Source organism: Salinilacihabitans rarus (assembly GCF_024296665.1).
Classification (GTDB): Archaea; Halobacteriota; Halobacteria; order Halobacteriales; family Natrialbaceae; genus Salinilacihabitans; species Salinilacihabitans rarus.
This window is the reverse complement of record NZ_CP100762.1, coordinates 3152411-3175708: the sequence shown is the minus strand read 5'-3', so window position 1 is coordinate 3175708 and position 23298 is coordinate 3152411. Positions and strand designations below refer to the sequence as shown.

General features: G+C 68.6%; 31 protein-coding genes. 12 read left to right on the top strand and 19 right to left on the bottom strand.

The window, feature by feature from the left end; all coding sequences use genetic code 11:
* Positions 1 to 2: 2 nt before the first annotated feature.
* Positions 3 to 575, bottom strand: coding sequence for a SprT-like domain-containing protein (locus NKG98_RS16765; RefSeq protein ID WP_254767276.1), 573 nt, complete (start codon positions 573 to 575; stop codon positions 3 to 5).
* 104 nt (positions 576 to 679) lie between these two features.
* Here NKG98_RS16765 and NKG98_RS16760 point away from each other — a divergent pair, with 104 nt between their 5' ends.
* Complete coding sequence (locus NKG98_RS16760) at positions 680 to 874, top strand: phage terminase large subunit family protein (protein ID WP_254767275.1); 195 nt, start codon at positions 680 to 682, stop codon at positions 872 to 874.
* 1 nt (position 875) lies between these two features.
* Here NKG98_RS16760 and NKG98_RS16755 read toward each other — a convergent pair whose 3' ends face one another.
* The 4 genes from NKG98_RS16755 to trpC are packed head-to-tail and all read right to left on the bottom strand — an operon-like array spanning position 876 to position 4619.
* Entirely contained in the window at positions 876 to 1676 is an 801-nt protein-coding gene (locus NKG98_RS16755; protein WP_254767274.1) for a 2-amino-3,7-dideoxy-D-threo-hept-6-ulosonate synthase, read from the bottom strand.
* Positions 1677 to 1702: 26 nt separating this feature from the next.
* On the bottom strand, positions 1703 to 2605 hold the full coding sequence (gene trpA, locus NKG98_RS16750; RefSeq protein ID WP_254767273.1) for a tryptophan synthase subunit alpha: 903 nt from the start codon (positions 2603 to 2605) through the stop codon (positions 1703 to 1705).
* Positions 2602 to 3795 carry a tryptophan synthase subunit beta gene (gene trpB, locus NKG98_RS16745; protein ID WP_254769489.1) on the bottom strand — a complete coding sequence of 398 codons (1194 nt, stop codon included), beginning with the start codon at positions 3793 to 3795 and terminating at the stop codon, positions 2602 to 2604. Before trpB ends, trpA begins: the two co-directional genes overlap by 4 nt.
* Before the next feature lie 50 nt (positions 3796 to 3845).
* The gene (gene trpC, locus NKG98_RS16740; protein WP_254767272.1) at positions 3846 to 4619 is read right to left on the bottom strand and encodes an indole-3-glycerol phosphate synthase; all 774 of its coding nucleotides are present in this window, start codon (positions 4617 to 4619) and stop codon (positions 3846 to 3848) included.
* Between the two features lie 94 nt (positions 4620 to 4713).
* Here trpC and NKG98_RS16735 point away from each other — a divergent pair, with 94 nt between their 5' ends.
* Positions 4714 to 5190, top strand: a complete 477-nt coding sequence (locus NKG98_RS16735; protein ID WP_254767271.1) for an MGMT family protein — start codon at positions 4714 to 4716, stop codon at positions 5188 to 5190.
* On the opposite strand, the gene NKG98_RS16730 is transcribed toward NKG98_RS16735, so the two are convergent.
* The 3 genes from NKG98_RS16730 to lonB are packed head-to-tail and all read right to left on the bottom strand — an operon-like array spanning position 5191 to position 8637.
* Entirely contained in the window at positions 5191 to 5544 is a 354-nt protein-coding gene (locus NKG98_RS16730; protein WP_254767270.1) for a hypothetical protein, read from the bottom strand.
* 25 nt (positions 5545 to 5569) lie between these two features.
* Positions 5570 to 6469: a CPBP family intramembrane glutamic endopeptidase gene (locus NKG98_RS16725; protein WP_254767269.1), complete on the bottom strand. Its 900-nt coding sequence runs from the start codon at positions 6467 to 6469 to the stop codon at positions 5570 to 5572.
* A gap of 5 nt (positions 6470 to 6474) precedes the next feature.
* Complete coding sequence (lonB, locus tag NKG98_RS16720; RefSeq protein ID WP_254767268.1) at positions 6475 to 8637, bottom strand: ATP-dependent protease LonB; 2163 nt, start codon at positions 8635 to 8637, stop codon at positions 6475 to 6477.
* 162 nt (positions 8638 to 8799) lie between these two features.
* On the opposite strand from lonB, the gene NKG98_RS16715 reads away from it, so the two are divergent.
* Complete coding sequence (locus NKG98_RS16715; protein WP_254767267.1) at positions 8800 to 9318, top strand: nicotinamide-nucleotide adenylyltransferase; 519 nt, start codon at positions 8800 to 8802, stop codon at positions 9316 to 9318.
* 55 nt (positions 9319 to 9373) lie between these two features.
* Positions 9374 to 10129 carry an SAM hydrolase/SAM-dependent halogenase family protein gene (locus NKG98_RS16710; RefSeq protein WP_254767266.1) on the top strand — a complete coding sequence of 252 codons (756 nt, stop codon included), beginning with the start codon at positions 9374 to 9376 and terminating at the stop codon, positions 10127 to 10129.
* A 33-nt stretch (positions 10130 to 10162) separates the two neighbouring features.
* Here the strand turns inward: NKG98_RS16710 and NKG98_RS16705 are convergent, their stop codons facing one another.
* A complete protein-coding gene (locus NKG98_RS16705) occupies positions 10163 to 10630 on the bottom strand; it encodes a hypothetical protein (RefSeq protein ID WP_254767265.1) in 468 nt (155 codons plus the stop codon).
* A gap of 97 nt (positions 10631 to 10727) precedes the next feature.
* On the opposite strand from NKG98_RS16705, the gene NKG98_RS16700 reads away from it, so the two are divergent.
* Together NKG98_RS16700 and NKG98_RS16695 are read left to right on the top strand one after the other, a co-directional pair.
* Positions 10728 to 11498, top strand: a complete 771-nt coding sequence (locus NKG98_RS16700; RefSeq protein WP_254767264.1) for a hypothetical protein — start codon at positions 10728 to 10730, stop codon at positions 11496 to 11498.
* A gap of 301 nt (positions 11499 to 11799) precedes the next feature.
* Positions 11800 to 12102 carry a DUF8011 family protein gene (locus NKG98_RS16695; protein ID WP_254767263.1) on the top strand — a complete coding sequence of 101 codons (303 nt, stop codon included), beginning with the start codon at positions 11800 to 11802 and terminating at the stop codon, positions 12100 to 12102.
* 305 nt (positions 12103 to 12407) lie between these two features.
* Here the strand turns inward: NKG98_RS16695 and NKG98_RS16690 are convergent, their stop codons facing one another.
* Positions 12408 to 12878 (bottom strand): hypothetical protein, encoded by a 471-nt coding sequence (locus tag NKG98_RS16690; protein WP_254767262.1) that lies wholly within the window; start codon positions 12876 to 12878, stop codon positions 12408 to 12410.
* Between the two features lie 319 nt (positions 12879 to 13197).
* Here NKG98_RS16690 and NKG98_RS16685 point away from each other — a divergent pair, with 319 nt between their 5' ends.
* Positions 13198 to 13974: a PHP domain-containing protein gene (locus NKG98_RS16685; RefSeq protein ID WP_425504356.1), complete on the top strand. Its 777-nt coding sequence runs from the start codon at positions 13198 to 13200 to the stop codon at positions 13972 to 13974.
* A gap of 116 nt (positions 13975 to 14090) precedes the next feature.
* Here NKG98_RS16685 and NKG98_RS16680 read toward each other — a convergent pair whose 3' ends face one another.
* The 3 genes from NKG98_RS16680 to thsA form a co-directional block, all read right to left on the bottom strand.
* Complete coding sequence (locus NKG98_RS16680) at positions 14091 to 14522, bottom strand: HIT family protein (protein WP_254767260.1); 432 nt, start codon at positions 14520 to 14522, stop codon at positions 14091 to 14093.
* A gap of 132 nt (positions 14523 to 14654) precedes the next feature.
* Positions 14655 to 14930, bottom strand: coding sequence for a hypothetical protein (locus NKG98_RS16675; RefSeq protein WP_425504355.1), 276 nt, complete (start codon positions 14928 to 14930; stop codon positions 14655 to 14657).
* 148 nt (positions 14931 to 15078) lie between these two features.
* Positions 15079 to 16638 carry a thermosome subunit alpha gene (gene thsA / locus NKG98_RS16670; protein ID WP_254769488.1) on the bottom strand — a complete coding sequence of 520 codons (1560 nt, stop codon included), beginning with the start codon at positions 16636 to 16638 and terminating at the stop codon, positions 15079 to 15081.
* Between the two features lie 184 nt (positions 16639 to 16822).
* Between thsA and NKG98_RS16665 the strand changes: the two genes are divergently transcribed.
* A complete protein-coding gene (locus tag NKG98_RS16665; RefSeq protein WP_254769487.1) occupies positions 16823 to 17644 on the top strand; it encodes an amidohydrolase family protein in 822 nt (273 codons plus the stop codon).
* Position 17645: 1 nt separating this feature from the next.
* Here the strand turns inward: NKG98_RS16665 and NKG98_RS16660 are convergent, their stop codons facing one another.
* From NKG98_RS16660 to NKG98_RS16650, 3 genes are all read right to left on the bottom strand, one after another.
* On the bottom strand, positions 17646 to 17798 hold the full coding sequence (locus tag NKG98_RS16660) for a hypothetical protein (protein ID WP_254767259.1): 153 nt from the start codon (positions 17796 to 17798) through the stop codon (positions 17646 to 17648).
* Between the two features lie 56 nt (positions 17799 to 17854).
* On the bottom strand, positions 17855 to 18748 hold the full coding sequence (locus NKG98_RS16655; protein WP_254767258.1) for a glycosyltransferase family 2 protein: 894 nt from the start codon (positions 18746 to 18748) through the stop codon (positions 17855 to 17857).
* Between the two features lie 78 nt (positions 18749 to 18826).
* Positions 18827 to 19534, bottom strand: coding sequence for a class I SAM-dependent methyltransferase (locus tag NKG98_RS16650; protein ID WP_254767257.1), 708 nt, complete (start codon positions 19532 to 19534; stop codon positions 18827 to 18829).
* Between the two features lie 140 nt (positions 19535 to 19674).
* Here NKG98_RS16650 and NKG98_RS16645 point away from each other — a divergent pair, with 140 nt between their 5' ends.
* Positions 19675 to 19812, top strand: coding sequence for a hypothetical protein (locus tag NKG98_RS16645; protein ID WP_254767256.1), 138 nt, complete (start codon positions 19675 to 19677; stop codon positions 19810 to 19812).
* A 2-nt stretch (positions 19813 to 19814) separates the two neighbouring features.
* Here the strand turns inward: NKG98_RS16645 and NKG98_RS16640 are convergent, their stop codons facing one another.
* The gene (locus NKG98_RS16640) at positions 19815 to 20219 is read right to left on the bottom strand and encodes a PPOX class F420-dependent oxidoreductase (RefSeq protein WP_254767255.1); all 405 of its coding nucleotides are present in this window, start codon (positions 20217 to 20219) and stop codon (positions 19815 to 19817) included.
* A gap of 134 nt (positions 20220 to 20353) precedes the next feature.
* On the opposite strand from NKG98_RS16640, the gene NKG98_RS16635 reads away from it, so the two are divergent.
* From NKG98_RS16635 to NKG98_RS16625, 3 genes are read left to right on the top strand one after another with little or no spacing between them, the layout of a single operon-like run.
* Positions 20354 to 20635 (top strand): helix-turn-helix domain-containing protein, encoded by a 282-nt coding sequence (locus tag NKG98_RS16635; protein ID WP_254767254.1) that lies wholly within the window; start codon positions 20354 to 20356, stop codon positions 20633 to 20635.
* A gap of 59 nt (positions 20636 to 20694) precedes the next feature.
* The gene (locus NKG98_RS16630) at positions 20695 to 21489 is read left to right on the top strand and encodes an MBL fold metallo-hydrolase (protein WP_254767253.1); all 795 of its coding nucleotides are present in this window, start codon (positions 20695 to 20697) and stop codon (positions 21487 to 21489) included.
* 29 nt (positions 21490 to 21518) lie between these two features.
* A complete protein-coding gene (locus tag NKG98_RS16625) occupies positions 21519 to 22241 on the top strand; it encodes a YkgJ family cysteine cluster protein (RefSeq protein ID WP_254767252.1) in 723 nt (240 codons plus the stop codon).
* 8 nt (positions 22242 to 22249) lie between these two features.
* On the opposite strand, the gene NKG98_RS16620 is transcribed toward NKG98_RS16625, so the two are convergent.
* Both NKG98_RS16620 and NKG98_RS16615 read right to left on the bottom strand, forming a co-directional pair.
* A complete protein-coding gene (locus tag NKG98_RS16620) occupies positions 22250 to 22654 on the bottom strand; it encodes an SPW repeat domain-containing protein (RefSeq protein ID WP_254767251.1) in 405 nt (134 codons plus the stop codon).
* 213 nt (positions 22655 to 22867) lie between these two features.
* The gene (locus NKG98_RS16615; protein ID WP_254767250.1) at positions 22868 to 23275 is read right to left on the bottom strand and encodes a TRAM domain-containing protein; all 408 of its coding nucleotides are present in this window, start codon (positions 23273 to 23275) and stop codon (positions 22868 to 22870) included.
* Between the last annotated feature and the right edge of the window lie 23 nt (positions 23276 to 23298).

Here is a 23298-nt window from a genome sequence, read left to right as displayed (position 1 = left end):
CGTCACCACTCCTCGCCGAGGGCGGACTTCGCCCCGCCGTAGCCGCCCGCGGACGTCCACGTCCGCCCGCTGTCGACGTGCTCGACCTCCAGTCGCCCGCCGCAGTCGCCACAGCGGTACCGACCCGGGGACTTCACGGGCGCCGACGCCCGGTGGCGCCGCGCCCGCCAGTCGCAGTCGGCGTCGAGACACCGCAGGACGTACCGCGGCGCGGCGAACGGCGCGCAGCGTCGCGGCGCGTCGAGTTCGGCCGCCGCGTCGAGAAAGCGCTCGCCGTGGTCCGACTCGCCGAAGCGCTGGAACTCCCACGCGTGGACGAGTTCGTGGCGGACGACGGCCGCGAACGCCGGCCACTCGTAGGCCTCGTAGGCGGCCCGCGAGAGGACGACCGTCGCCACCTCGCGGTCGGCGTCCCACCGGCAGGCCCCGGCGCGGCGGCGCGCGCGGGCGGAGACGGCCCACTCGAGGCGGTCGCGGTCGACGGCGAGGTCGTGGGCCGCGAGCACCTCGCGGGCGTGGATGCGGGCGCGGGCGACGATCTCGTCGTCGAGCGTCGGTGCGTCGCCGTCGGTCACGGCCGCGACCACGGAGCGGGCCGACGACAAGGTTTCGATCGGAACCCTCCCGATCGATCGTGCCGGACAGTACTTTTCACTCCCCGTCGCGTACCGCCGTTGCTATGACTCCCGACCTCCCGCCCTCCAGCGGCCGCTCGCACCGAAAGCGAACGCTGTTCTGTCCCTCCTGCGGTCACGAGAGCGAGTCCGACGGCGACTGGGACGTCCGCGAGGAGCCCGATCGGACCGTCTACGAGTGTCCCGACTGCGGCGAGTCGGTGACGGTTCGCCCGCGGTCGTTCGCGGTCGGCCGCTAGGTCAGGCTTCGAGCGCCAATCCCGCTTCCGTCAGCGCCGCCTCGGCGTCGAGGTCGTCGTGGACGACGGCCGAGACCGCGCGGGCGATCTTCTCGGGTTCCTCGTGCTGGAAGATCGACCGGCCCATCGAGACGCCCGCGCCGCCGGCGTCCACCGCGCCGCGGACCATCTCGATCGTCTCGCGGTCGGTGCCGCGCGAGCCGCCGGCGATGACGACCGGCAGGCGCGTCGACTCGACGACGTGCTCGAAGCTCTCCGCGTCGCCGCTGTAGCCCGTCTTCACGACGTCGGCGCCGACCTCCTCGGCGAGGCGGACGGCGTGGCCGAGCGCCTCGGGGTCGGTGGAGTCGACGCCCGGACCGCGCGCGTAGGCCATCGCGAGCACCGGGACGCCAAAGCGGGCGGCCTCGCCGGTGAGTTCCGAGAGGGCTTCGATCTGTCCGGGTTCGTACGTGGAGCCGACGTTGATGTGAAAGGAGACGGCGTCGGCGCCCGCGCGGAGGGCTTCCTCGACGGTGCCGGTCGGGCGTTTGTCGTTCTCGTCGGGACCGATCGTCGTCGAGGCGTTGAGGTGGACGATGTAGCCGGCGCCGTTCTTGTTCGGGTGTACCCGCGGGGCGATCCCCTTCTGTGTGAGGACCGCGTCGGCCCCGCCCCGTGTCACCCCGTCGATCGTCGATTCGATGTCCTTCAGCCCCGTGACGGCGCCCATCGTGATCCCGTGGTCCATCGGGACGATCAGGTACGCGCCGTCGGTGCTGATCCGTTCGAGTCGCGCGTCGATGCCGGTGCTCGCGTTCATCGTGCCAGAGAGTAGCAAACTGTGGGTTATGGCTGTTCTGGTTCCGGTGCATCTTCCCCTCGCCGGCGGGCGCCCCGCTCGGCGCCCGCGGCGAGTTCCCGCGCGAGGGCCTCCAGACGGGTCGCGGTCTCCTCGACCGGACGACCCTCCTCGTGACCCTCGGCGACGATATCCACGAGGGCGCTGCCGACGATGATCCCGTCGGCGCCCGCGGCGACGATTCGCTCGGCGTGCTCGCCGGTCTTGATCCCGAAGCCGACGGCCTTGGGGACGTCCCACTCGCGCAGGCGCTCCAGACTCGCCCCCGTCTGGTCGGAGACGTCGTCGCGCGCGCCCGTCGTGCCGAGGCGGGCCTGCACGTAGACGTAGCCAGACACCCGGTCCATGATCCGTTGCAGGCGCTCGCCGCGGGTCGTCGGCGCGACGATGAAGATCAGGTCGAGGCCGAACTCGTCGCAGGCCTCGCGGAGGGGGGCGGCCTCCTCGGCCGGGAGGTCGGGGACGACGAACCCCTCCAGTCCGACCTCGGCCGCGCGCTCGACGAACGGGCGCGGGCCCTCCTCGCTCGCGGTTTCACCGCTCGCGTTCGCGGCTCTCGCTTCGCTCCGATCCGCGCTCCCCCAGTACTGGTAGATGAGGTTGTAGTAGGTCATACAGACCAGCGGCGCCTCGACGTCGAGGTCGGCGACGAACTCGAAGAAGCGCTCGGGGGTCATCCCGGCGTCGAGCGCGCGGACGACGGCACCCTGGATGGTCGGGCCCTCGGCGATCGGTTCGGAGAACGGCAGGCCGAGTTCGATCACGTCCGCGCCGCCGCGGTCGAGCGCCTCGACGTACGCGAGCGACGCCTCGTAGTCGGGGTCGCCCGCCGCGAGGTAGGGGACGAACGCCGGCCCGTCCGCGAAGGCGGCGTCGATGCGCTCGCTCATCGCAGGCCCCCCTCGAAGACGCGCATGTCCGGCGCCGACTCCAGCCCCCGCTTCTCGGTCTCCTCGATCACGGTTTCGAGGTCCTTGTCGCCCCGGCCGGAGACGGTGACGACGACGGTCTCGCCGAGGTCGACGCCCCGCTCGTCGGCCGCTTCGAGGTACGCCAGCGCGTGGGCCGACTCCAGTGCGGGGATGATCCCCTCCGCGGTCGAGAGCCGGTGGAACGCTTCGAGGGCCGCCTCGTCGTCGACGGTCGCGGGCGTCACCCGGCCGGTCTCGACGAGGTGGGCGAGTTCCGGGCCGACGCCGGCGTAGTCGAGGCCGGCGGAGACGCTGTGAGACTCCATGATCTGCCCGTGGGAATCCTGGAGGAGTTTCGTCCGCGCGCCGTGGAGGACACCCTCGGCGCCGGTCGACAGCGACGCGGAGTTGGGCGCGACGCCGGCCTCCTCGTCGACGTCGAGGCTCGACCCGCCGGCCTCGACGGCGTGGAGGGCGACGTCCTCGTCGGGGACGAACTCGGCGAACGACCCCATCGTGTTCGAGCCGCCGCCGGCGCAGGCGACGACGGCGTCGGGGAGCCCGCCGGTCTTCTCGATCACCTGCTCGCGGGCCTCCTCGGAGATGACCGCCTGGAAGTCCCGGACCATCGCCGGGAACGGGTGCGGCCCGACGACGGAGCCGATCACGTAGTGGGTGCGTTCGACGGTCCGGGACCAGTCGCGCATCGTCTCCGAGATGGCCTCCTTCAGGGTGCCGCGGCCGACGTCGACGGGGTTCACCTCGGCGCCGTTGATCCGCATCCGGAAGACGTTGGGCCGCTGGCGGTTGACGTCCGTCCGGCCCATGTAGACCTCGCAGGGCATATCGAGGTGCGCGCAGGCCATCGCCGTCGCGGTGCCGTGCTGGCCGGCGCCGGTCTCGGCGATGATCCGCTCTTTGCCCATGTACGTCGCCAGCAGCACCTGGCCGAGCGCGTTGTTCAGTTTGTGCGCGCCGCCGTGGACGAGGTCCTCGCGCTTGAGGTAGACCTCCCGGCCGTAGCGCTCGCTCAGCCCGTCGGCGCGCTGCAGCGGCGTCGGCCGGCCGCCGAAGTCCCGCAGACGCTCGCGGAACTCGTCTACGAAGCCGTCCTCGTTTTCGAGGACGTACCGTTCGTAGGCGTCCTCGAGTTCCGAAAGCGCCGGCATCAGCGCCTCGGGGACGTACTGGCCGCCGTAGTCGCCGAACGTGCGTCCGCTCACGCCGACCCCTCCGTCAGCCGCCGGGTGTTCTCGCGGACGTCGCTCCCCTCGGCGCCGTGGTCCATGATCGCGCTCCCGACCAGCAGGCCGTCGGCGCCCGCCGCGCGCATCCGCCGGACGTCCGCGGGCGTCGCGATACCGCTCTCGGCGAGCAGGGTGACGTCGTCGGGAACGTGGGGCGCCACCCGCTCGAACGTCTCCAGATCCACGTCGAGGCGGGCGAGGTCGCGGTTGTTCACGCCGACGATATCCGCGCCCGCGTCGAGCGCCGCCCGGAGTTCCGCGCGGTCGTGGACCTCGACGAGGACCTCGAAGCCGCGCTCGCGGGCGGCCGAGAGCAGCGAGTCGAGGTCGTCCTCGACGAAGCGGGCGATCAGCAGGATCAGGTCCGCCGCGACGACGTCGAGGTGCTCCTCGCGCAGCACGAAGTCCTTTCGCAACACGGGGACGTCGACGGCCTCGCGCACCCGGGCCAGCGCCTCGGGCGAGCCGCCGAAGTGCGTCGGTTCGGTGAGCACCGAGAGGGCGGCCGCGCCGCCCTCGACCATCGCCGCGGCCAGTTCGACGGGGTCGTCCGCACGCGTTCCCGCCGCGGTCGGACTCGTCGGCTTCACCTCGGCGATCACCGGCGCGCGGCCGTCGGCGGCCGCCGCCGCGAGCGCCGGGGCCAGCGGCCGCGCGTCGACGGCGACGCGCTCGCCCCCCGTTCGGTCCCGGGCGGCCGCGATGATGGATCGCACCGCCGGTGCCAGCTCCGTTTCGGAGTTCATTGTTGTACATCAACGTACTCATGTGTACAAAAGCCTTGCGACGCGGCGGTCCCGCGGCGAACTATTCAAGTCGGACCCGGCCATGGGGAGCCACATGGAGGACGTATCGGAGGCGGGCATCTACGCCCGGCAGTCGCCGTACCTCGAACGGTTCGTGCAGGTCGGCGTCGCGAGCGGACGGGTGCTGCGCGTCTCGTTCCCGGAGAATCCCGACGACGACGCCGACACCGGGACGGACCACCCGATACTCGAACGGATCTTCGAGTACCTCGACGGCGTCCACGAGGTGGCGTTCGACGACGTCCAGGTCGCGCTCACCGTCCCGACCGACCAGCGCCGGGTGCTCGAAACCGTCCGGACCATCCCCTACGGCGAGCAGGTCGACGTGAAGGCGCTCGCCCGAATGACCCCCGACCTCGACCCCGAGGACGACGACGACGTCATCCTCGTGCGCACCGCCCTCGACGGCAACCCCGCGCCGATTTTGATCCCCGACCACCGCGTCCGGGACGGCCCCAGCGCCGCCCCGCCGGCCGTCGAACAGAAACTGCGGTCGCTCGAGGAACTCTGATCAGCTCGCGGCCCAGATCACGTACGCGTAGAGGCCGATCCCGAAGAGGACGGCGATCGTCGAGAGCAGTTCGAACGCCGGTTCGCGCGAGACGACCCACGCGAACTGCGCGATGCCGCCGGTGATCAGGCTGAACCCCGCCGCCGCGAGCGGCGACGTCCGATCCGCCGCGCGCAGGAAGAGCATCCCGCCGATACCGATCGCGACGACGCCGAACAGCGCGTCCGCCGTCAGGTTCGCCACCGGGTCGCCCGTGGCGGTCGCGTAGATCACCAGCGCGAAGTAGGCAACGATCGTGACGAGCACCGCCCGCCGCACCCACGGCGGAACGTCCTCGAACGAGTTCGTCGACATGCCCGGGCGAACGGAGGCGGAGACCTTAGCTTTCGGTGGTCGCGGCCCACTCGATCCCGAGCCCCTCGTGGACGACGAACTCGACGGCGTTGACGAGGTAGTGGGCGACGACCACGACCAGCAGGCTACCGGTGAGGACGAACGCCGCGCCCAGCACGAGGCCGAGCAGCCCCGTGACGGCGACGCCCGCGGTCCCCTGCATCCCGTGGCCCGCCGCGAACGCGACCGACGAGCCGACGACCAGCAGCCACGGCGAGAGGCCAAAGCCCGCCGAGAACGCGCCGATCAGCGCCGCCCGGAAGAGGAACTCCTCGAAGGCCGCGATGACCGGCAGGACGACCAGCAACAGGACGAGCCAGCCGCCCGCGGAGTCCGGCGCCAGTAGCTCGCGGAGTTCCTCGTCGTGGTCGACGCCGAGGCGCTTCGCCGCCGCCGCGCCGAGTTCGTTCGCCACGTAGAGCCCGGCGCCGAGGCCGACCCCGACGACCACGTCGTTCGCGAGAGACGCCGCGTCGAAGGAGATGCCGAGCGCCGCCGCCGGCACGCCGGTGTAGACCGCGGCCCCGAACAACACCGCCGCGAACACCCCCTGCGAGAGCGCGACGTTCGCCAGCAGCGCCCCCGTCGAGAGGTTTCGGGGGTCCGTCGCCGACGGCCCGGCGGCCCCGTCGGCTCGGCTCCCCGGTCCGCCGACGTCCTCGGCGCGCTCCGAAACCGCGTCCGGGCCCGTCGCGGCCCGCGCGTCTGCCGGCCGGTCCGGGGCGGCGGGGCCGGGGACGGACCCGGTCGAGACGCGGTCGGTCGGCGATGGCTCTCGACCGGACGATTCGGACGCCGCGAACTCCCGCTGGGTGAGAACGGAGAGCGCGAGAAGCAACGCGAGGACGACGCCCGTCAGACCGGCGAACGTCGTCCACTGGGTCATCGACGCTACTGCGGGCTCGGGCTCGAACCGCCGCGGGTGACCTGCCCCTGACTGTCGAACGCGGAGCCGGTGATCTGTTTGAGGCGGTCGACCAGCGAGTCCTTCTGGGGTTCGCCCATCAGCGCGACGTCGAGCACCTCGCTGATGTTCGAACACGGGATGATCTCGACCATCTCCTCGTACTCGTCCTCGATCATCACGTCCTGTTCGTTGGCCTTCGGGATGATGACCCTGTCACAGCCGGCCTTCGCGGCGGCCTCGATCTTGTGCGTGACGCCGCCGACCGGGAGGACGTCCCCGCGCACGGAGAGCGACCCGGTCATCGCGACCGACTGGTCGACCGGGATGTCCTCCAGCGCCGAGATGACGGCCGTCGCCACCGTGATGGAGGCGGAGTCGCCGTCGACGCCCTGCTGGCCGGTCTGGACGAACTGGATGTGGATGTCCTTCTCCGAGAGGTTCACGTCGGAGAACTTCTTGATGATCGCCGAGACGTTCTGGACCGACTCCTCGGCCATCTCCTTGAGCTGGCCGGTGGCGATCACCTGACCCTGACCCTGTGCGGGCGCGATTTCGGCCATCACGGGGAGCATGATCCCCGAGTCCTCGCCCATGACCGCGAGGCCGTTGACCCGGCCCTCGACGCCGCCCTTGTTGACCTGCAGCTCGTAGTCCTTGCGGCGCTCGATGTAGTCGTCGGCGAGCTGTTGCTCGATCGAGCGCGAGCGATCTTTCGCCTGCAGGACGTGGTCGCGGGTCGTGAACTCGGCGTCCTCGGCGCGGGCGATGTCGCCCGCGACGCGGACCAGCCCGCCGAGGTTCCGGAACAGGAGCGTGAGGTGCTCTTTCCGTCCCGCGCGGCGTTTCGCCTCGAGGATGACCTCCTCGACGGCGTCGCGGGTGAAGTGGGGCAGGCGGCCGTCGCGTTCGACCTCCTGGGCCACGAAGCGGGCGTACTTCCGGCGCATCTCGGGGGTGTCCTCGATGGTGTCGTCCATGTACACCTCGTAGCCGTAGCCCTTGATCCGCGAGCGCAGCGCGGGGTGCATGTTCTCCATCGCGTCGAGGTTGCCCGCCGCGATCATGATGAAGTCACAGGGGACGGGCTCGGTCTGGACCATCGCGCCCGAGGAGCGCTCGGACTGACCCGTGATGGCGAACTCGCCCTCCTGAATGGCCGTCATCAGCTTCTGCTGGGTGCGGATGTCGAGCGTGTTCATCTCGTCGATGAACAACACGCCCTTGTTGGCCTTGTGGATCGAACCGGGCTCGACGCGGTCGTGGCTGGGCGTCTCCATCCCGCCGGACTGGAAGGGGTCGTGGCGGACGTCGCCCAGCAGCGCGCCGGCGTGGGCGCCGGTGGCGTCCTCGAACGGCGCCGTGCGCTGATCGCCGTTGTTGACGATCATGTTCGGCACCATCGCGTCCGACCCGCGGCTCGTGTAGCGGAAGATCAGCCAGATGATCCCGGCCGCGAGGATGCCGAGGAGGATGTTGGCGGAGCTGATGATGGCGTACCCGATGACGATCGCGATGATGATCCACATCAGGATCGACCGCATCTGGTTGCGCTTTCGGGCCTCCTCCTTGTGGGCCTCGATGATCTGTTCGCCTTTCCCCGCGGGGACGGTTCGGACCTTCGGCTCGTTGCCGTCGTCCGGGTTGTGGTAGACGAGGACGTCCTGGAGGTCCTCTTTCGGGAGGAGCTGGCTCATCGCCTTCGCCAGCATCGACTTGCCCGTCCCGGGCGAGCCGATCATCATCACGTGTCGGCGCTGCTTGGCCGCCTTGATGATGATGTCGCGGGCCTCGTCCTGGCCGATCACCTGATCGACGAGCCGGTCGGGGACTTCGATGTCGGCGGTCGAGTCGATCTGCAAGCCGCCGAGGAGGTCGTCCTCGGCTTCCTCGTCGATTTCGACGCCCGGGTCGACCTCGACGTTGCTGCCGAGGTCCTCGACGGTGTCGCCGATCCCGTCGTCGGCCGACTCGTCGTCACCGGCGTCACGGCCGAGGTCCTCGACGCCGTCGCTCTCGGCGTCGTCCTCGATCGCGGACCAGTGCGTGCCCTGCCCGTCGGAAGGGTCACCCGCCGAGGGTTCCTCCTCGGGATCCCCCTCCGTGGTGACGTCCTCGGGAGGGTCGTCAGCGTTCGTATCGTTGCTCATAGAACTCCGTTCGGTACCTGTTCCGAAGGGACTGCCACTGATATACTTTCTCCCTTCACGCGGTGGCTGTACGGCGCACAGGGGGCGCGAAACCGCAGATTTCGCCGGTTCCGTCCGGGCGACCTCGCCACGCTTAAGGCGGGGAACCCCGACGCTTCGAGTATGACCCGGGGGTTCTACATCGGCCGGTTCCAGCCCTACCACAACGGCCACCACAACATGGTCGAGCGCATCGCCGAGGACGTCGACGAACTCGTCCTCGGGATCGGCAGCGCCGGCGACTCACACACCGTCCGCAACCCGTTTACCGCGGGCGAGCGCATCATGATGATCACGAAGTCGCTGGTCGACTACGACCTCGTCACCTACGCCGTCCCCATCGAGGACCTCGAACGCAACTCCGTCTGGGTGAGCCACGTCCAGAGCATGAGCCCCGACTTCGACGTCGCCTACTCGAACAACCCGCTGGTCATCCAGCTCTTCCACGAGGCCGGCGTCGAGATCCGCCAATCCCCGATGTTCAACCGGGAGGTACTGGAGGGAACCGAGGTGCGCGAGCGGATGATCGACAACGGCGACTGGCGGAGCCTCGTCCCGGACGCGGTCGTCGAGGTCGTCGAGGAGATCGGCGGCATCGAACGCATCCAGATGGTCAGCGACTCGGACTCGAACGGGGCGTGACGGACCCGGGTCGCGATCCGCACCGCCTTTGAGGGTCTGGCGTCTCCTCTCGTCTATGATCACGCTCTCGTCGGACTTCGGCTCGCCGTACCCCGCGGCGATGAAGGGAGTGATCCTCGGCCGAACCGACGCCCGCCTCGTCGACGTCGCCCACGACTTCCCCCGGCAGGACGTCCGTGCGGCGGCGTTCTGGCTCCGGGAGGTACTGCCGTACTTCCCGCCGGCGGTCCACCTCGTCGTCGTCGACCCCGGCGTCGGCACCGACCGGAACGCGCTCGTCGTCCGCGCGGGCGAGCACCTGCTCGTCGGCCCGGACAACGGCGTCCTCCTGCCCGCGGCCCGCGAACTCGCCGGGGACGCGGACATCGAGGTCTACGAGTGGGCCTACGAGGACCCCGACAGCGCCACCTTCCACGGCAGGGACGTCTTCGCGCCCGCCGCCGCGGCCGTCCACGAGGCCGGCGTCGACGGGTTCGAAGCGCTCGACCGCGCGACTCCCGCCGAGGAGTACGACGACCTCCAGTTTCCGGAGTCGAGGAGTCGAGCGGGCGGCGCCGAGGGCGAGGTACTGGTCGTCGACGGCTTCGGCAACACCGTCACCAACGTCCCCGGCGAGACGCTGGAGGGACTGGACGAGGTCGAGGTGAACGGCGAGCGGGCGCCGGTCGAACCGGCCTACGCCCGCGTCCGGCCGGGAACGCGGCTGGTGACCGTCGGCAGCCACGGCAACGTCGAACTCGCGGTCAACCGGGGTCGCGGCGACGAGGCGTTCGGCGTCGACGTCGGCGACCGGGTCGAACTGGCGTGGTGACTCGAATCGGTCGGCGAGGCGGGGCAGCGATCCTCACGACTCGCCGCCCAGCCGTCGCCGGGCGTACAGCAACGCCACCCCCGCGACGACTCCCGCCGGGAGGGTCACCGCGAGGACGAACGCGATCAGCGATCCGGCCAGCGAGACCACGTCGACCGTCCGCGGGACCGACCCCGCTCCCCAGACGGCCGCGTACACGAGGACCCAGAAGAGTACCGTGAGAAACGCCGTCGCCAGCCCGGAGGCCGCGCCGAGCGGGTACGCGCGCCCGCCCCGTCGTTCGACGACCGCCCACCAGACGACGGCGCCGACGACCGCGACCGGAGCGGCCATCGCGGCCGCGCGGTAGCCGGCCGGCCCCGGCCCCAGCGCGCGGCTTACGGGGGAGAGCAGAAACGCTAGCAGTGCGGTGGCACAGACGAACGCGTAGACGCCCGCGGACAGCGACCACGTCACCGACGGCGGGATTCCGGAAGCGAATCGGGGACGAGCGGTAGCCATGGTCGCGCTAGGCGGACGCGTGGCATAATTTTTGTCATCGAACCGAAGATGCGAGGACTAATATATCAGTAACACCGAACGTCAGCGTCGAAAGGAGATGGGCGACTCGAACGACCCCGCGACGCGACCGAACCGACGCAGCGTGCTCAGAGCGGCCGGCGGCGCCCTCGCCGGGGTCGCCGTCGCGACGGCGCCCGCCCCCGTCGCCGCGGCCGACCCCTCGGCCCACCGGCGGATGGCGAGACTCGCCGCCGAGAACGCCTGCGGCGAACTGGACAACGGCCTGTGTGACTACCTCGACACGGTCGAGGAGTACGCCGACGACCCCGACGACGACCCGTACCACTGTCCCGGCTGGTATCCGGATCGAGTCTGCGAGGTCCTCGACGCGGTCGTCCGACTGCGGGAACACGGCGGGACCGTCGACGAGAAGGCGGCCACCGAGGCGGCGGCGGCGAAACGCCGGGTCGACGACGGCGACTACGTCGAAGCCGCCATCGAGACCGGCCGGGCGCTGCACTTCGTGCAGGACGCGGGGACGCTCGTCAACGCGGGCCGGGAGGTCGAACAGGCCGTCGACTACGACGTCCGCACCGAGTACGAGCGGTGGCTCGACGAGACGTGGAACGAGAACTTCGCGGACGCGGCCGATACGGGCGCAAGCGAGGACGTCGGGAGCGAGGACGACGTCCGAAATCTGACCCGGACGCTGGCCGACCGGACCCGCGAAGCGATCGAGGATCGGTGGCACGACGTCGAGGACCCCAGCGAGTACGACGACGAGACGGTGGCCGCCCAGCGGGATCGCATCCGGGACGCCGCGGCCGTCTCGAACGGCACCGTCCGCTGGATCTGGGAGAACGCCTGAGGGCCGGCCGAGCGGTTCGGTCGCGTTCGTCCGGGCCCGGCGTCGCGCGGTCGCCCGCGGATCGAGCGTCCCGCGGCTATCGGCCGGCGTCGAAGACCTGGCGCGGGCCATAGGAACAGGCCGCTCCGTTGAAACCCTCTTCTGGTGATATGTTTCAGCACTCGTGCTGCATACAAAGCGCGAATGTGGCATGGTGTCATGTCCAGTCTCCGGCGGACGAGTCGCGAAGCCCGGGAGACAGACGTTCTACCAGGAGTGCGTCGAGACATCATTTTGTATCTTGAGCAGGAACGCATCGCTTATGCTCTCCTATATCACCGAAGTGCTGTTCAACGAGCCACAAGGTCGCCCCCTCGCACTCTTTCAATTCGGCGTGTCGCTCACCCTCTTGTGCATGTTCGTGTATGCCTGGAGCGTCGGTGACGCTGGCGCAACCCGGTGGTTACTATTTATCGTCGTCGGAACTGCGCTGTCCGGAATCGCCGAGTCCCTCCCCGAGAGCCGGCGACAGTCGGCGGGCGTACTCCGCTTCGCGGGGATTCTCGTATTACTAATTCTGGTCGCTGCACCCTTCGTTGATCTTGAGTTTATTATTGGGGGGTAACCGTCGGCGTCGTCGTTCTCCGTACCACTCTCCTTCGGCGGGACAATCGATTATTCCAGGGTCAATTTGCAGTGTTACTCGCCGCCCGTTTTCTTCTGAGTGCTTGACCCGAACAATCCTCGTGCTGCATTTATCCTCTGTATTCAGCAGGGCGTTTCTGACAGCCCTTGGATAGGTCGAGGGCACCAGTGCTGCTTACAGGGTGCGTCTCGAGTACTGAGGCCCGTCAGCTAGCGACGAATCGAATCGTTCAGTACCGGGCGGCGAAATACCGTCCTTTTTCCGTCATGGTCTTTAGTACCGTGCTACGAGGAGTCCGATAATGCGATCTCCTGGCCTGCTCGGTTGACATTGGCCCAGACATCGCCGGACGCTTTCACGACCACTTCGAGCTGGACCGGCTCATCACCGATAGCGTCGCTGTACGAGTCGAACGAGACGACCTCGTAGTTCCCGTGGTTTCTGGCGTGAGCAGTGAGACTATAGATGCCCGGACGTCCGTCCACATCAGTGATCTCGATAACGTCTCCCGAAGCGGGGAGCGTGTATGATGTCCACACCGGTCGCCGCTTTGGTTCGTCGGCAGGGAAGTAGACGAGCGTAAGATGGACTTGCTCCGGTTCGGTCGTGTCCGATCGGAGCAGGATTCGCTCAAGAGGTGGCGCCTGGTTCGTCTGGCTGCCCTCGGGTTCCGTTCCAGCGGTAGAACACCCCGAGATCGGCAGGATGGAAAGCGTCCCGCCAGCAAGAAGGCGGCGTCGAGTCAGTGACTCCATCGATATGTACGAGACGTATTCTGGTTGAGTATAAGCCTTTTGAAGGGGAGAGGCCGAACGAAGAACACAGTGTGGCGGCCTATCGACTGTTCGGATGATTCTACACGGATGGCGTGGAATAAATAGAGGTATCTCGCTGCATCAACCCTCTGTATTCAGCATACCCCTCCTGCCAACAGTTCGGTAGTTCGGTCGAGATCTGCTGAATAGAAAGCGTGAATGTGGCACAGACTGTGAGGCGACCTGCGAGGGTTAGTAATCGGTAAGTACAGGTGAGGGAACAACTAGTTAACAGGATGTGCTAAACTCCGATACGTCCGTGATCGATCACGACTATCATGCCCATTCGATGTACTCTGACGGTCGCTTACTCCGTCAGATGGTGGAGGCGGCCAGCGAGGCTGGCCTCTCGGGAATCGGTATCTCGGACCACTGCATCATTTCCGAGCGCGACGCGATGATCGAGGTTCGCAACGACATCGGGTTCACCTTCGATTTGACCTACGAACGACGTCGGTCGGCAATCGAACGGTTGCGCGAGACGTACGATATCGAAATCTACGACGCCGTCGAGATCGACTATGACCCCCGCGACGAGGACGCCATCGACGCCTTTCTCGGCGAGGCGAACTTCCAGTACGCCATCGGGAGCGTCCACAACCTCGAAAACGTCAACGTCCACTACGAGTCCTACTTCGCCGAAAAACCCGAAACAGAACGCGCCGCACTGGTCGATGAGTACTTCGAGAAAGTCGTCGGATTGGTCGATTCCGAGTTGTTCGAGATCGCGGCCCATCTCGACCTTATCGAGCGCAACCCCGCACTCCAAGGGTTCGCAACCGAGTCGCACTACCGGCAGGTCGCCGAGGCCCTCGAACGGTCGCGGACGATCACCGAACTGAACGCCGGGCGAATCCTCGACGACTACGGGGAGTACCACCCATCCCCATCGTTTCTGGACATCCTCCAAGAGTACAACGTCTCCGTTACCGTTGGAACCGATTCGCACACGCCGGAGGCACTCATCGACCGCATTCCCCATGTTGCCGGTTGGTTCGAGGAGAGGGGAATCGAACCCACCGAACTTTCAGTATAAACAGCGCTACTCGTGCGTTCACACCCCCTGTCTACGAATGCGTCCGGATGGCCTCGTTGAAACCCTCACTATGTGATATGGTTCGGCACTCGTGCTGCATACACAGCGCGAATCGGTCACGCATCCGAAGCCAATTCATCCCGAACCGTGGCGGCAACCTCCTGTTGGGTCGTCTCTTCAACGTGTTCGCCACTCCATCCCAGGTCAAGAGCATCATCGTCTCCATATCGAGGAATAATGTGAATGTGGGCATGGGGTACGGGTACGTCTTGATTCGCCGTGACGCCGTTCTCCTGAACGAGCGCGAAGCCATCGAGTTGGTAGGCCGATTCGAGCGCATCTGAAACGTGGTGAACGGTTTCGAATACCCGTCCGGCGAGAGATTCCGGCATGTCGGTTGTGGTTTCGTAGTGGGTCTTGGGAACAACGAGCGTATGCCCCCGAGTCGCAGGTTCAATATCGAGGAAGGCAAGCGAATGCTCGTCCTCGTACAGTCGATATGCAGGCGAATCCTCAGCGACGATTGAGCAAAATACGCAATCTGTCATAATTGGTCAGTTCACCACACCACGGATAATTCCACGGTTGTCGGTACAACGCATTTCGTTCGTACAGCGTACAACGGCTCTGTTTATGTCGTGTCGGAATGTAAGTGCTTTCTGTAGGGAGAAAAACCGCTTTTATGTCACGTGTGGACGGCTCCGGTATGGCGACGAAGCAGCGCGCGCCGCTGAAGTCCGCGATGGGCGTCGCGGCCGCCCCAGGTCGGCAAAGACGTCGGCGGTGCCGGTCGCCCGGAGGATCACGGCCGGGCGGTGGTCGATCATGCCGTTCCAGATCGCTCGCGCCTCGTCGTGGCCGTCGTCGCCGGGGCGCAGTACGTCGCCGCGGAATCGGGCGAGCGCGTTCGCGTCGAGGTCGGCCGCCGTCGCGGCGGGGCTGTCGGCTGGTTCCATACCCGTCCGGCGGTCGCCGCGGGTGCTATAGTCACCCGTGGAGACGTCCGGTAGGCGGTGACCGGCGTCTCACGCCGTGAGACGCGCGGGCGCGAGCGCCGCCGCTGTCGGCGTGTGGCGCTCGAAAAAACGGGCGGGTTCGACGGGGTTACTCGGCGGCGATGACGTCGTCGATGCGGACGATCATCGTCGCGGCCTCGGTGGCGCTCTCGACCGCCTCGCGTTTGACGTCCGCGGGGTCGACGACGCCGTACTCGACGGGGTCGCCGATCGTGACCTCCTCGCCGTCGGTGACCAGTCCGGCGCGACCGCCGGACTCGTGGTCGGCACGGAGGTCCACGAGGGCGTCGATCGGGTCCTGACCGGTGTTGGCGGCCAGCGTGCGCGGGACGACGTCGAGCGCGTCCGCGAAGGCGTTGACCGCGAGTTGCTTGCGGCCCTCGATGCCGGCGGCCTCCGAGCGGACCTTGTCGGCGATGCCGATCTCGGTCGCGCCGGCGCCGGGGACGACCTCGCCGGAGTCGAGCGCGGTCGCGACGACGTGGAGCGCGTCCTCGATCGCGCGTTCGAGTTCGTCGACGACGTGGTCGGTGCCGCCGCGGACGAAGACGGTGACGGCCTCGGCGGCCGCGCCGCCCTCGACGAACGCGAGTTCGTCGTCGCCGAAGCGCTCGGTGCGGATACGGTCGGCGTGGCCGAAGTCGTCCTCTGCGAGGTCGTCGAGCGCGCCGACGCGCCTCGCGCCCGTCGCGGAGGCGATCTTGCGGGCGTCCGTGTTGCCGAGGTCCTCGAACGTGAGGATGCCCTCCTTGGCGAGGAAGGAGGCGACGCGGTCGTCGACGTCGTCGGTCGTAAAGAGGACGTCGACGCCGGAGTCGGCGATCGTCTCGGCGTAGCCGCGCAGTTCCTGTTCCTCGGCGTCGAGGGCGGCGTTGAGCTGGTCGATCGAGTCGATCGAGTACTCGGCGTCGACCTCGCCGGTGCGGACGCCGAGTTCGACGTCGAGGACGGCGATGTCGGCGTCCTCGACCTCGCTCGGCATCTCGTCGTGTGCGGGCTCCTCGTCGAGGACGATGCCCGGGACGAGTTCGGTCGCCGACGAGGAGGCGCCGACCTGCGTGTGGACGGCGACGTTCTCGCGCTCGACGTCGTCGTCGGTCTCGACGTGCCGGATCGCCTCGACGACCGTCTCGGCCAGCCGCTCGGGGGTGAGTCCGCCGGTGCCCTTGCCGGTCATGCTCGAGGCGGCGACCTGTTCGAGGAGGTCGTCGTCGACGTCGACGTCGAGTACCTGCTCCTCGACGGCCTCCAGCGCGATGCGGGCGGCCTCGTGGTAGCCCTCGACGATCGTCGTCGCGTGGACGTCCTGTTCGAGGAGGTCCTCGGCTTCCGCCAGCAGGTTACCCGCGATCACGGCCGCGGTGGTCGTGCCGTCGCCGACCTCGTCCTCCTGGGACTCGGCGACCTCGACGATCATCTGCGCGGCCGGGTGCTCGATGTCCATCTCGTCGAGGATGGTGGCGCCGTCGTTGGTGATGACGACGTCGCCGCCGGAGCCGACGAGCATCTTGTCCATGCCACGCGGGCCGAGCGTCGTGCGTACGGCCTCGGCGACCGCCTTGCCGGCCATGATGTTCGACGACTGTGCGTCGCGGCCCTGCGTTCGCTGGCTGTCCTCGCTCAGGATGAATAGGGGCTGTCCGCCCATGCGTCGCTGTTGTGCCATAGTCGATCCTCATTACAGGTATCACCAGCACTTCTATATAAAAGTTACTGGTGTACCTCGGCTCCCTCTGGCGATTGGTCGTGTGAACCGTCGCCACGCGAGGCGCGCGCTCGCGCCGGTCGAGAGCCGGTACAGAAATATGGATTCGCAAGAAACTGGCCCGTGGATGCTGGTGCTGGAACACGGGTTTCGCGTCGTCGACGTCCACGCCCGGCTGACGCCCGACGAGCGGGTGGGGGTCCACGGCCGGGCGATTTCGGCCGACCGCCTCGAGCGCGAACTGCAGCAGGCGGGCATCGTCAGGGCGGTCGTCTTCCCGGAACCCGCACCCGAGACGAGCTACGTCGCCGCCAACAACGGCGTCGCCCGTCTCAGCGTCGACCGGCCGTTCGTCGCGTTCGCGCGCATCAACGGCTCGCGGGCGGCCGGCACCGACCCCGCGGGCCGCCTCCGGAACGCCGTCCGCCGCCGCAAGGAATACCACACGACCCCCGACGACGTCGAGCAGTACGCCTACGACGACCGCTTTCACGGCTTCGTCATCGACCCCGGCGTCGACGGCTACCCCGACGAGGACGTGCTCGAACGCCTCGAGGACGTCGGCCTGCCCGTGATCGTCCACGGCGGCGTCGACGCCCCGCCCGAGACCCTCGCGGAGACCCTCCTCGGCCGCTCGTTCCCCGTCGTGGTCGCCCACTTCGGCGGCCACCCGCTGAACCGCCCGCTGATGGGCGAGATGATCGACCTCCTCGAAGCACACGACGACTGTTACCTCGACACCAGTTTCGTCCGCTACCGCGACCTGCTCGAACGGGCGCTGCTCGAACACCCCGACCGCGTCCTCTTCGGCAGCGGCGCGCCCGCCACACACCCGAACGTCGGGGTCATGGAACTTCTCACGCTCGAAGTCTCCGAGGACAAACTCCGCCGCGCGTTCTCGAAGAACGCCTGCCGCGTGATCGAGGCGCTCGCCCCCGACGCCGGCTGACTTACCGGTTCAGCCACGCGAGCGCCGCGCCGCTGGCGACGACGGCCGCGACCGCCCACCCGAGCCACAGGAGCGGCTCGTCGAAGCGGTAGACGACGGCAAGCGAGAGCGCGTAGCCCGCCGTCAGCCCCGCGAGCAGGTGTGGCTCCTCCATCGTCGGACGGATCGGGACCGGGGGTCGTGAACGCGTCGATGTTCGTCGCCAACCGGTCAGCGACGGTCGTACACCCGGACGGCCCGGTCGTGGCGCGTCGAGATGCCGTAGGGGTTGCGCCTGCCCGAGCGGTCGTCGTAGCGCGCGAGGACGCCGTCGCGCAGGCCGCGAGCGGCGTTTCGGACGACCGTGACGCCGTCGCCGAACCAGTCGGTCGGCGTCGCCTCGCCGACGGCGACCCCGCGCGCGCCGGCAAGCCCGTCCCGGACCGCGCTCGCGACGATCCGGCCGGCCACCGACGGCCGCGGGCCGTAGTTCTTCCCGAGGCGGTAGGCGAGCGACCGGTAGCGGTCCCCCCAGTCGCCGCTCCGCCCGCCGTCGGTGCCGACGTCGCTCCTGACGGCCATCTCGGCGCTCCAGGTCACCCGGAAGCCGAGGGCGGCGACGCGGTCGGCGCAGTCGCGCGCGCTCTCCGCGCGGAGGTACTCGTCGAAGCCGTCGAGCGCCTCGAGGACGGTGCGGTCGAACGCGACGTTGGCGCCGTCGAAGTACGTCACCGACCGCCGGGCGACCCGGCTGGCGGCCTTGCCGACGGCGCCTGCGCCGCCGGAGACCGGACCCGTGACGACGTCGGCGCCGCCCTCGAAGGCGGCCCGCAGGCCCTCGTACCACGAGTCGGAGACGGCCCGCTCGTCGCCGAGGAAGGCGACGACGTCGCCGTCGGCGACCTCGATGCCGGCGTTGCGCGAGACCGCCGGGTTGCGCTCGGAGATCTCGACGAGGACGTCGACGTCGTCGCGGTTCCGGACCGCGCCCGTGGTCCCGTCGGAGGAGGGACCGTTGACGACGACGACCTCGACGTCACCGGGCGTCCGGGCGGCGAGGGCGTCCAGACACGGCAGCAGGCGCTCTCGGTCGTTCAACGTCGAGACGACTACCGAGAGCTTCATACTGGTAGGGAGAGCAACCCGACGGATAAAATTCGGTCGGATTCTCGCCGAGCGGGAGACGTCGGGGACACGTATCACTCACCGTACGCGCGCGTTCCAGTACGAGACCGACGCGAAGTGGTCGGCCACCGGGAGGCTCCCGACGGCCTCGTCGACGGCCCGGATCGGCGACGCGAGCGCGTTCGGGATCGACCGGTAGAGGCCGTAGGGGACGAGAAAGTCGTCCTCGACGTCGACCAGCGTCAGGTCCGTCTTCGCCAGCAAAACGGCGACTTCGCTCTTCGAGTAGAGCCGCGAGCCCATCGGGAGCGCCCAGTTGTAGACGCTGCGCGCCGAGAACCGGTTGAAGGTGTCGAAGACGATCTGCTCGCGGGCGACGCGGCGCATCTCGCGCAGGAACGCCTCCGGGTCGTCCGCGAGGTGGAAAAAGCGCATCGCGACGACCGTGTCGAAGTGATCGTCGGGGAACGGAAGCCGGCCGGCGTCGCCCCGGAGGAACTCGAGGTGGTCTGAGACGCCGGCCGCCCGCGCCTTCTCGCGTCCCTGCTGTAACATCGCGGCCGAGATGTCGAGTCCGACGACGTCCGCCCCGCGGTCGGCGAGCATGACGGTGAACCGCCCGGTGCCACAGGCGATTTCGAGGACGTTCCGGCCCTCCACCGGCGTGATCGCGTCGAGGACGGCTCCCTTCTCGCGGCGGTCGATCAACTGACCGCCCTTCGAGAAGCGCTTGTCGTCGTACGCTGCGGCGACGTCGTCGGCCTGGTACCACTCCTGTCCTTTCACACTGAGCGCAACTACTCGCGCGGTGGGATAAAACGATACTGGAAACGCGATGACGGATCGACCCCGGGTCACGGTTTCGCCGGGGCCGGCGTGCGGGGCCGGGAGAACGCCTTTTGTGCCGCGCTAACGTAGGACAGGGTATGCCGACCTGTAAACGGTGCGGAACGACCCTCGCGACGGACGAACTGGTCCGCCACGAGTCGGCCGACCTCCTCTTGGTCCACTGCCCGGAGTGTCACGGGCTGATGGGCACGTACCGGGAGCCGGGTCGGTACTGACGTCAGCCCGAACTCGTGACGACCCGGTCGGGCCTGATCCGGACGATCACCCGCTCTCCCGCCTCCGTCCCGTGGTGGGGATACTCGTCGACGCCCATGTACCGCCGGGCCAACCGGTCGATGTGCTCGACCGCGCCGTCGGTCGTCACCTCGACGACGGCCCCGCGGATCGAGACGTACCGGTAGGGGTCGTCGGGGTCGGTGATCGAGAGCCCCACCTTCGGGTTCTCGCGGACGTTCTTCTCCTTCCGGCGGTTGCGCGCGGTGTTGACGAGGACGTTCCCCTCCTCGTCGGCGTCGATCCAGACCGGCGTCACCTGCGGCGTGCCGTCGGGCATGACCGTCGCGAAGTGTGCGAACGTCTCTCGCTCGAACAGGTCGTCGAACGCGGCGGGAATCTCCTCCATGGAACGCGGTTACCGCCGGCGGACAAAGGGACTCGGGAACCGGCGATCGTGCCCCTTATACACATTATACAAAATGGATTGTTCGTATCTACATATAGGGAAGCTTTACCACTGCCCGTTGCCGTGAGTTCGGCATGAGCATGAGTACCGCTGACGACCGCGCCGGAGCCAGCGAGGAGACCCTGTCCGAGACCGAGTACCGCGACCGCCTCCGCGAACTGCCGCCCAGCGCGAAGCTCGTCGCCAAGGTCCTCGAATCGGACTCGCCGCTCTCGCAGGGCCAACTCGCCGAGGAGTCGCTGCTGCCCGACCGGACCGTCCGCTACGCCCTGAACCGCCTCGAGGACGTCGACCTCGTCGACTCCCGGTACAGCTTCCGCGACGCCCGCAAGCAGGTCTACTACCTCAAGATCTGACGCTCCTCGCCCCGGCGCGGACCGACGCACACTTCTCCCCCGACGTCGACGCCGACCCCATGGAGGTCACCCGCCGCCCGGTTCCGACGGCCACCCGCGCGCCCGGCGGCCGGACGAACGCCTACGTCCTCGGGCGCGACCCCGCGCTGCTGGTCGACCCCGCGGGCCGAACCGACGCCCTCGACCGGCTGGTCGCAGACCGCGGCGTCGAACACGTCCTCGTCACCCACGCCCACCCGGACCACGTCGACGCGGTCGCCGCCTACGCCGACGGGACGGACGCGACCGTCTGGGCGCGCTACGGCCGGACCGACCGCTTCCGCGAGGCGACCGGCGCCGACCCCGACCGGACGTTCCTGCCGGGGACGACCATCCCCCTCGGCGACGGCGACGCACGCGTCGTCGACGCGCCCGGCCACGCCCCCGACCACGTCGCGGTCGTCGCCGGCGACGACGGCCCCGTCTGCTGTGGCGACTGCGCCGTCCGCGAGGGGAGCGTCGTCGTCGGCGCCCCCGAGGGCGATATGCGCGCGTACCTGAGCACCCTCCGACGGCTGCACGCGAGGGACCCGCCGCGGCTGCTCCCCGGCCACGGCCCCGTGGTCGACGACCCCCGGGCGACGCTCGAACGCCTGATCGCACACCGCCTCGAACGGGAGCGCCGGGTGCTCGCGGCCGTCGACGCCGGCGCCCGACACCTCGACGAGGTGCTCGACGCGGCCTACGGGAAGGACCTGACCGGCGTCGCGGACCTCGCCCGGGCGACGGTCGTCGCGCACCTCGAAAAGCTCGCCGTCGAGGGCCGACTCGCGTGGGACGGCAAACGAGAGCGGGCGCGGCCCGCCGGCGACTGACTTTTCCCCCTCCGCACGAACGTGAGGACGTGAACTCCCTCGAAACCGACCTCGAACGCGCCCGCGACCTCTCGGTGGCCGACCTCGCCGACGCGATCGAGTCGATCGGCTTCGAGTGCACGCGCTGTGGCGCCTGCTGTACGGGCCACGGCGAGGACGAGCACACCGCGACCGTCTTCCCGGACGAGGTGCGCGAACTGGGCGGGAGCGAGGGTGGCGACGGAAAGTACGACTGGCGCGACGTCGCCCGGCCGATGCCGTACGGCCTCCGGGAGACCGACGACGGCGACCCCGAGGGCGAGACGTTCGAGTGGGCCCTCCGGACCGACGCCTGCGGCGACTGCGTCTTCTACGAGGAGGAGAACGGCACCGGCGCCTGCGTCGCCCACGAAGACCGGCCGCTGATCTGCCGGACGTACCCGTTCAGCGTCGTCCTGGAGGGGACGAGCCAGCCGATGGGCGAGGCCGTCGACAGCGTTGTGCTCCCGGCGCAACGGGAAGCCGGCGAAGCCGGCGACGAGGAGGGCGTCGTCCGCGCCCACGAGTGTGAGGGCCTCGGCCGGGACATCTCGCGTGCGGACGCGGAAGAACTGGCGCGGACGCTAAAACGGCGGGCGATCCGCGAACTCGAAGAGGCGATCGGCGTCCGGGACAACTACCGGCCCGCCGAACCGGGCCCGGGCGAGGTCGTCGTCCACGACTCCGAGGGGGCCAAACGGCCGGACGGGACGCCGGTCGAGAACCGCGAGTAGCTGTCGGGTTACGCTCCCGTCGCGCCCGACGAGCGCGTCTCCGTCGACGGCCGCAGGATGCCGTAGATGCTCGCGACGGCCAGCAGCGCCACCAGCCCGCCGGCGGCCCCGTTGAGCCAGAGCACCAGTTCGCGGGTGATCCCGAAGACGAACGGCGAGGCGGCCGTCCACAGCCCGACCACGACCAGCACCGCCGCGAGGGCGATGCTCGGCGAACCCTGATCGGTCCGGAACGCGAGCACCGAGGCGACGGTGGCGATCACGGACCCCACGAGGACGTTGTGCAGCCCCATCCCGCCGGTGATCGTGAACACGGCCGTCGAGGCCAGCACGATCGCACCGATCCCGGCGGCCAGCCCCGCCGACCGCGCGGTTACGACGAACGACTCGGTAGTGGATTCACGCTCGCTCATGTAGAAAACTCTGATCTCCCGTCCCTTCTGTGTGTCGCTCGTTCCCGGACGGTGGGGCTCCAGCAGCGAAGAGACCAGCGGCCTGCGAGACGATCCCGGGACGTCGGCGATTCGACATTACGGCGCGCTCGCCCGCCGTCACGAACGCGCGATCGGCGGTTCGGGAGTGTCGCGTGCGGGACCGGTGTCGTCGGCCCCGCGTCGAAATGGTGGTCAGAAGGTCTCTTCGATGATCTCGCCGACGGCGAAGTTCGACTTGACCTCGGTGACCTCGATCTTGACGCGTTCGCCGACCTCGGCGCCGGGGACGATGATGACGTAGCCGCGTTCGACGCGAGCGATGCCGTCGCCCTGCTTGCCGATGTCCTCGATCTCGACGTAGCGCGTCTCGCCGACGTCGACCGGCGGTTGGGGTTCGGACGGCGGACCCGAACGGCGCGATCCGGCCGAGTCGGACCCGTCCTCCGACCGATCGCGGGAGATGAGCGCGACGCGGTAGACCTCGCCGGGATCGATGTCGCCGGTCTCGACTTCCCGGCGCGGGATCTCGATCACGTACCGTCCGTCCTCTTCCGATACGTCCGTGCTGAACAGACACAGGAGTTTTTCAGAGATTTCCACAGGTAGACCCTCAGGTAGCATCT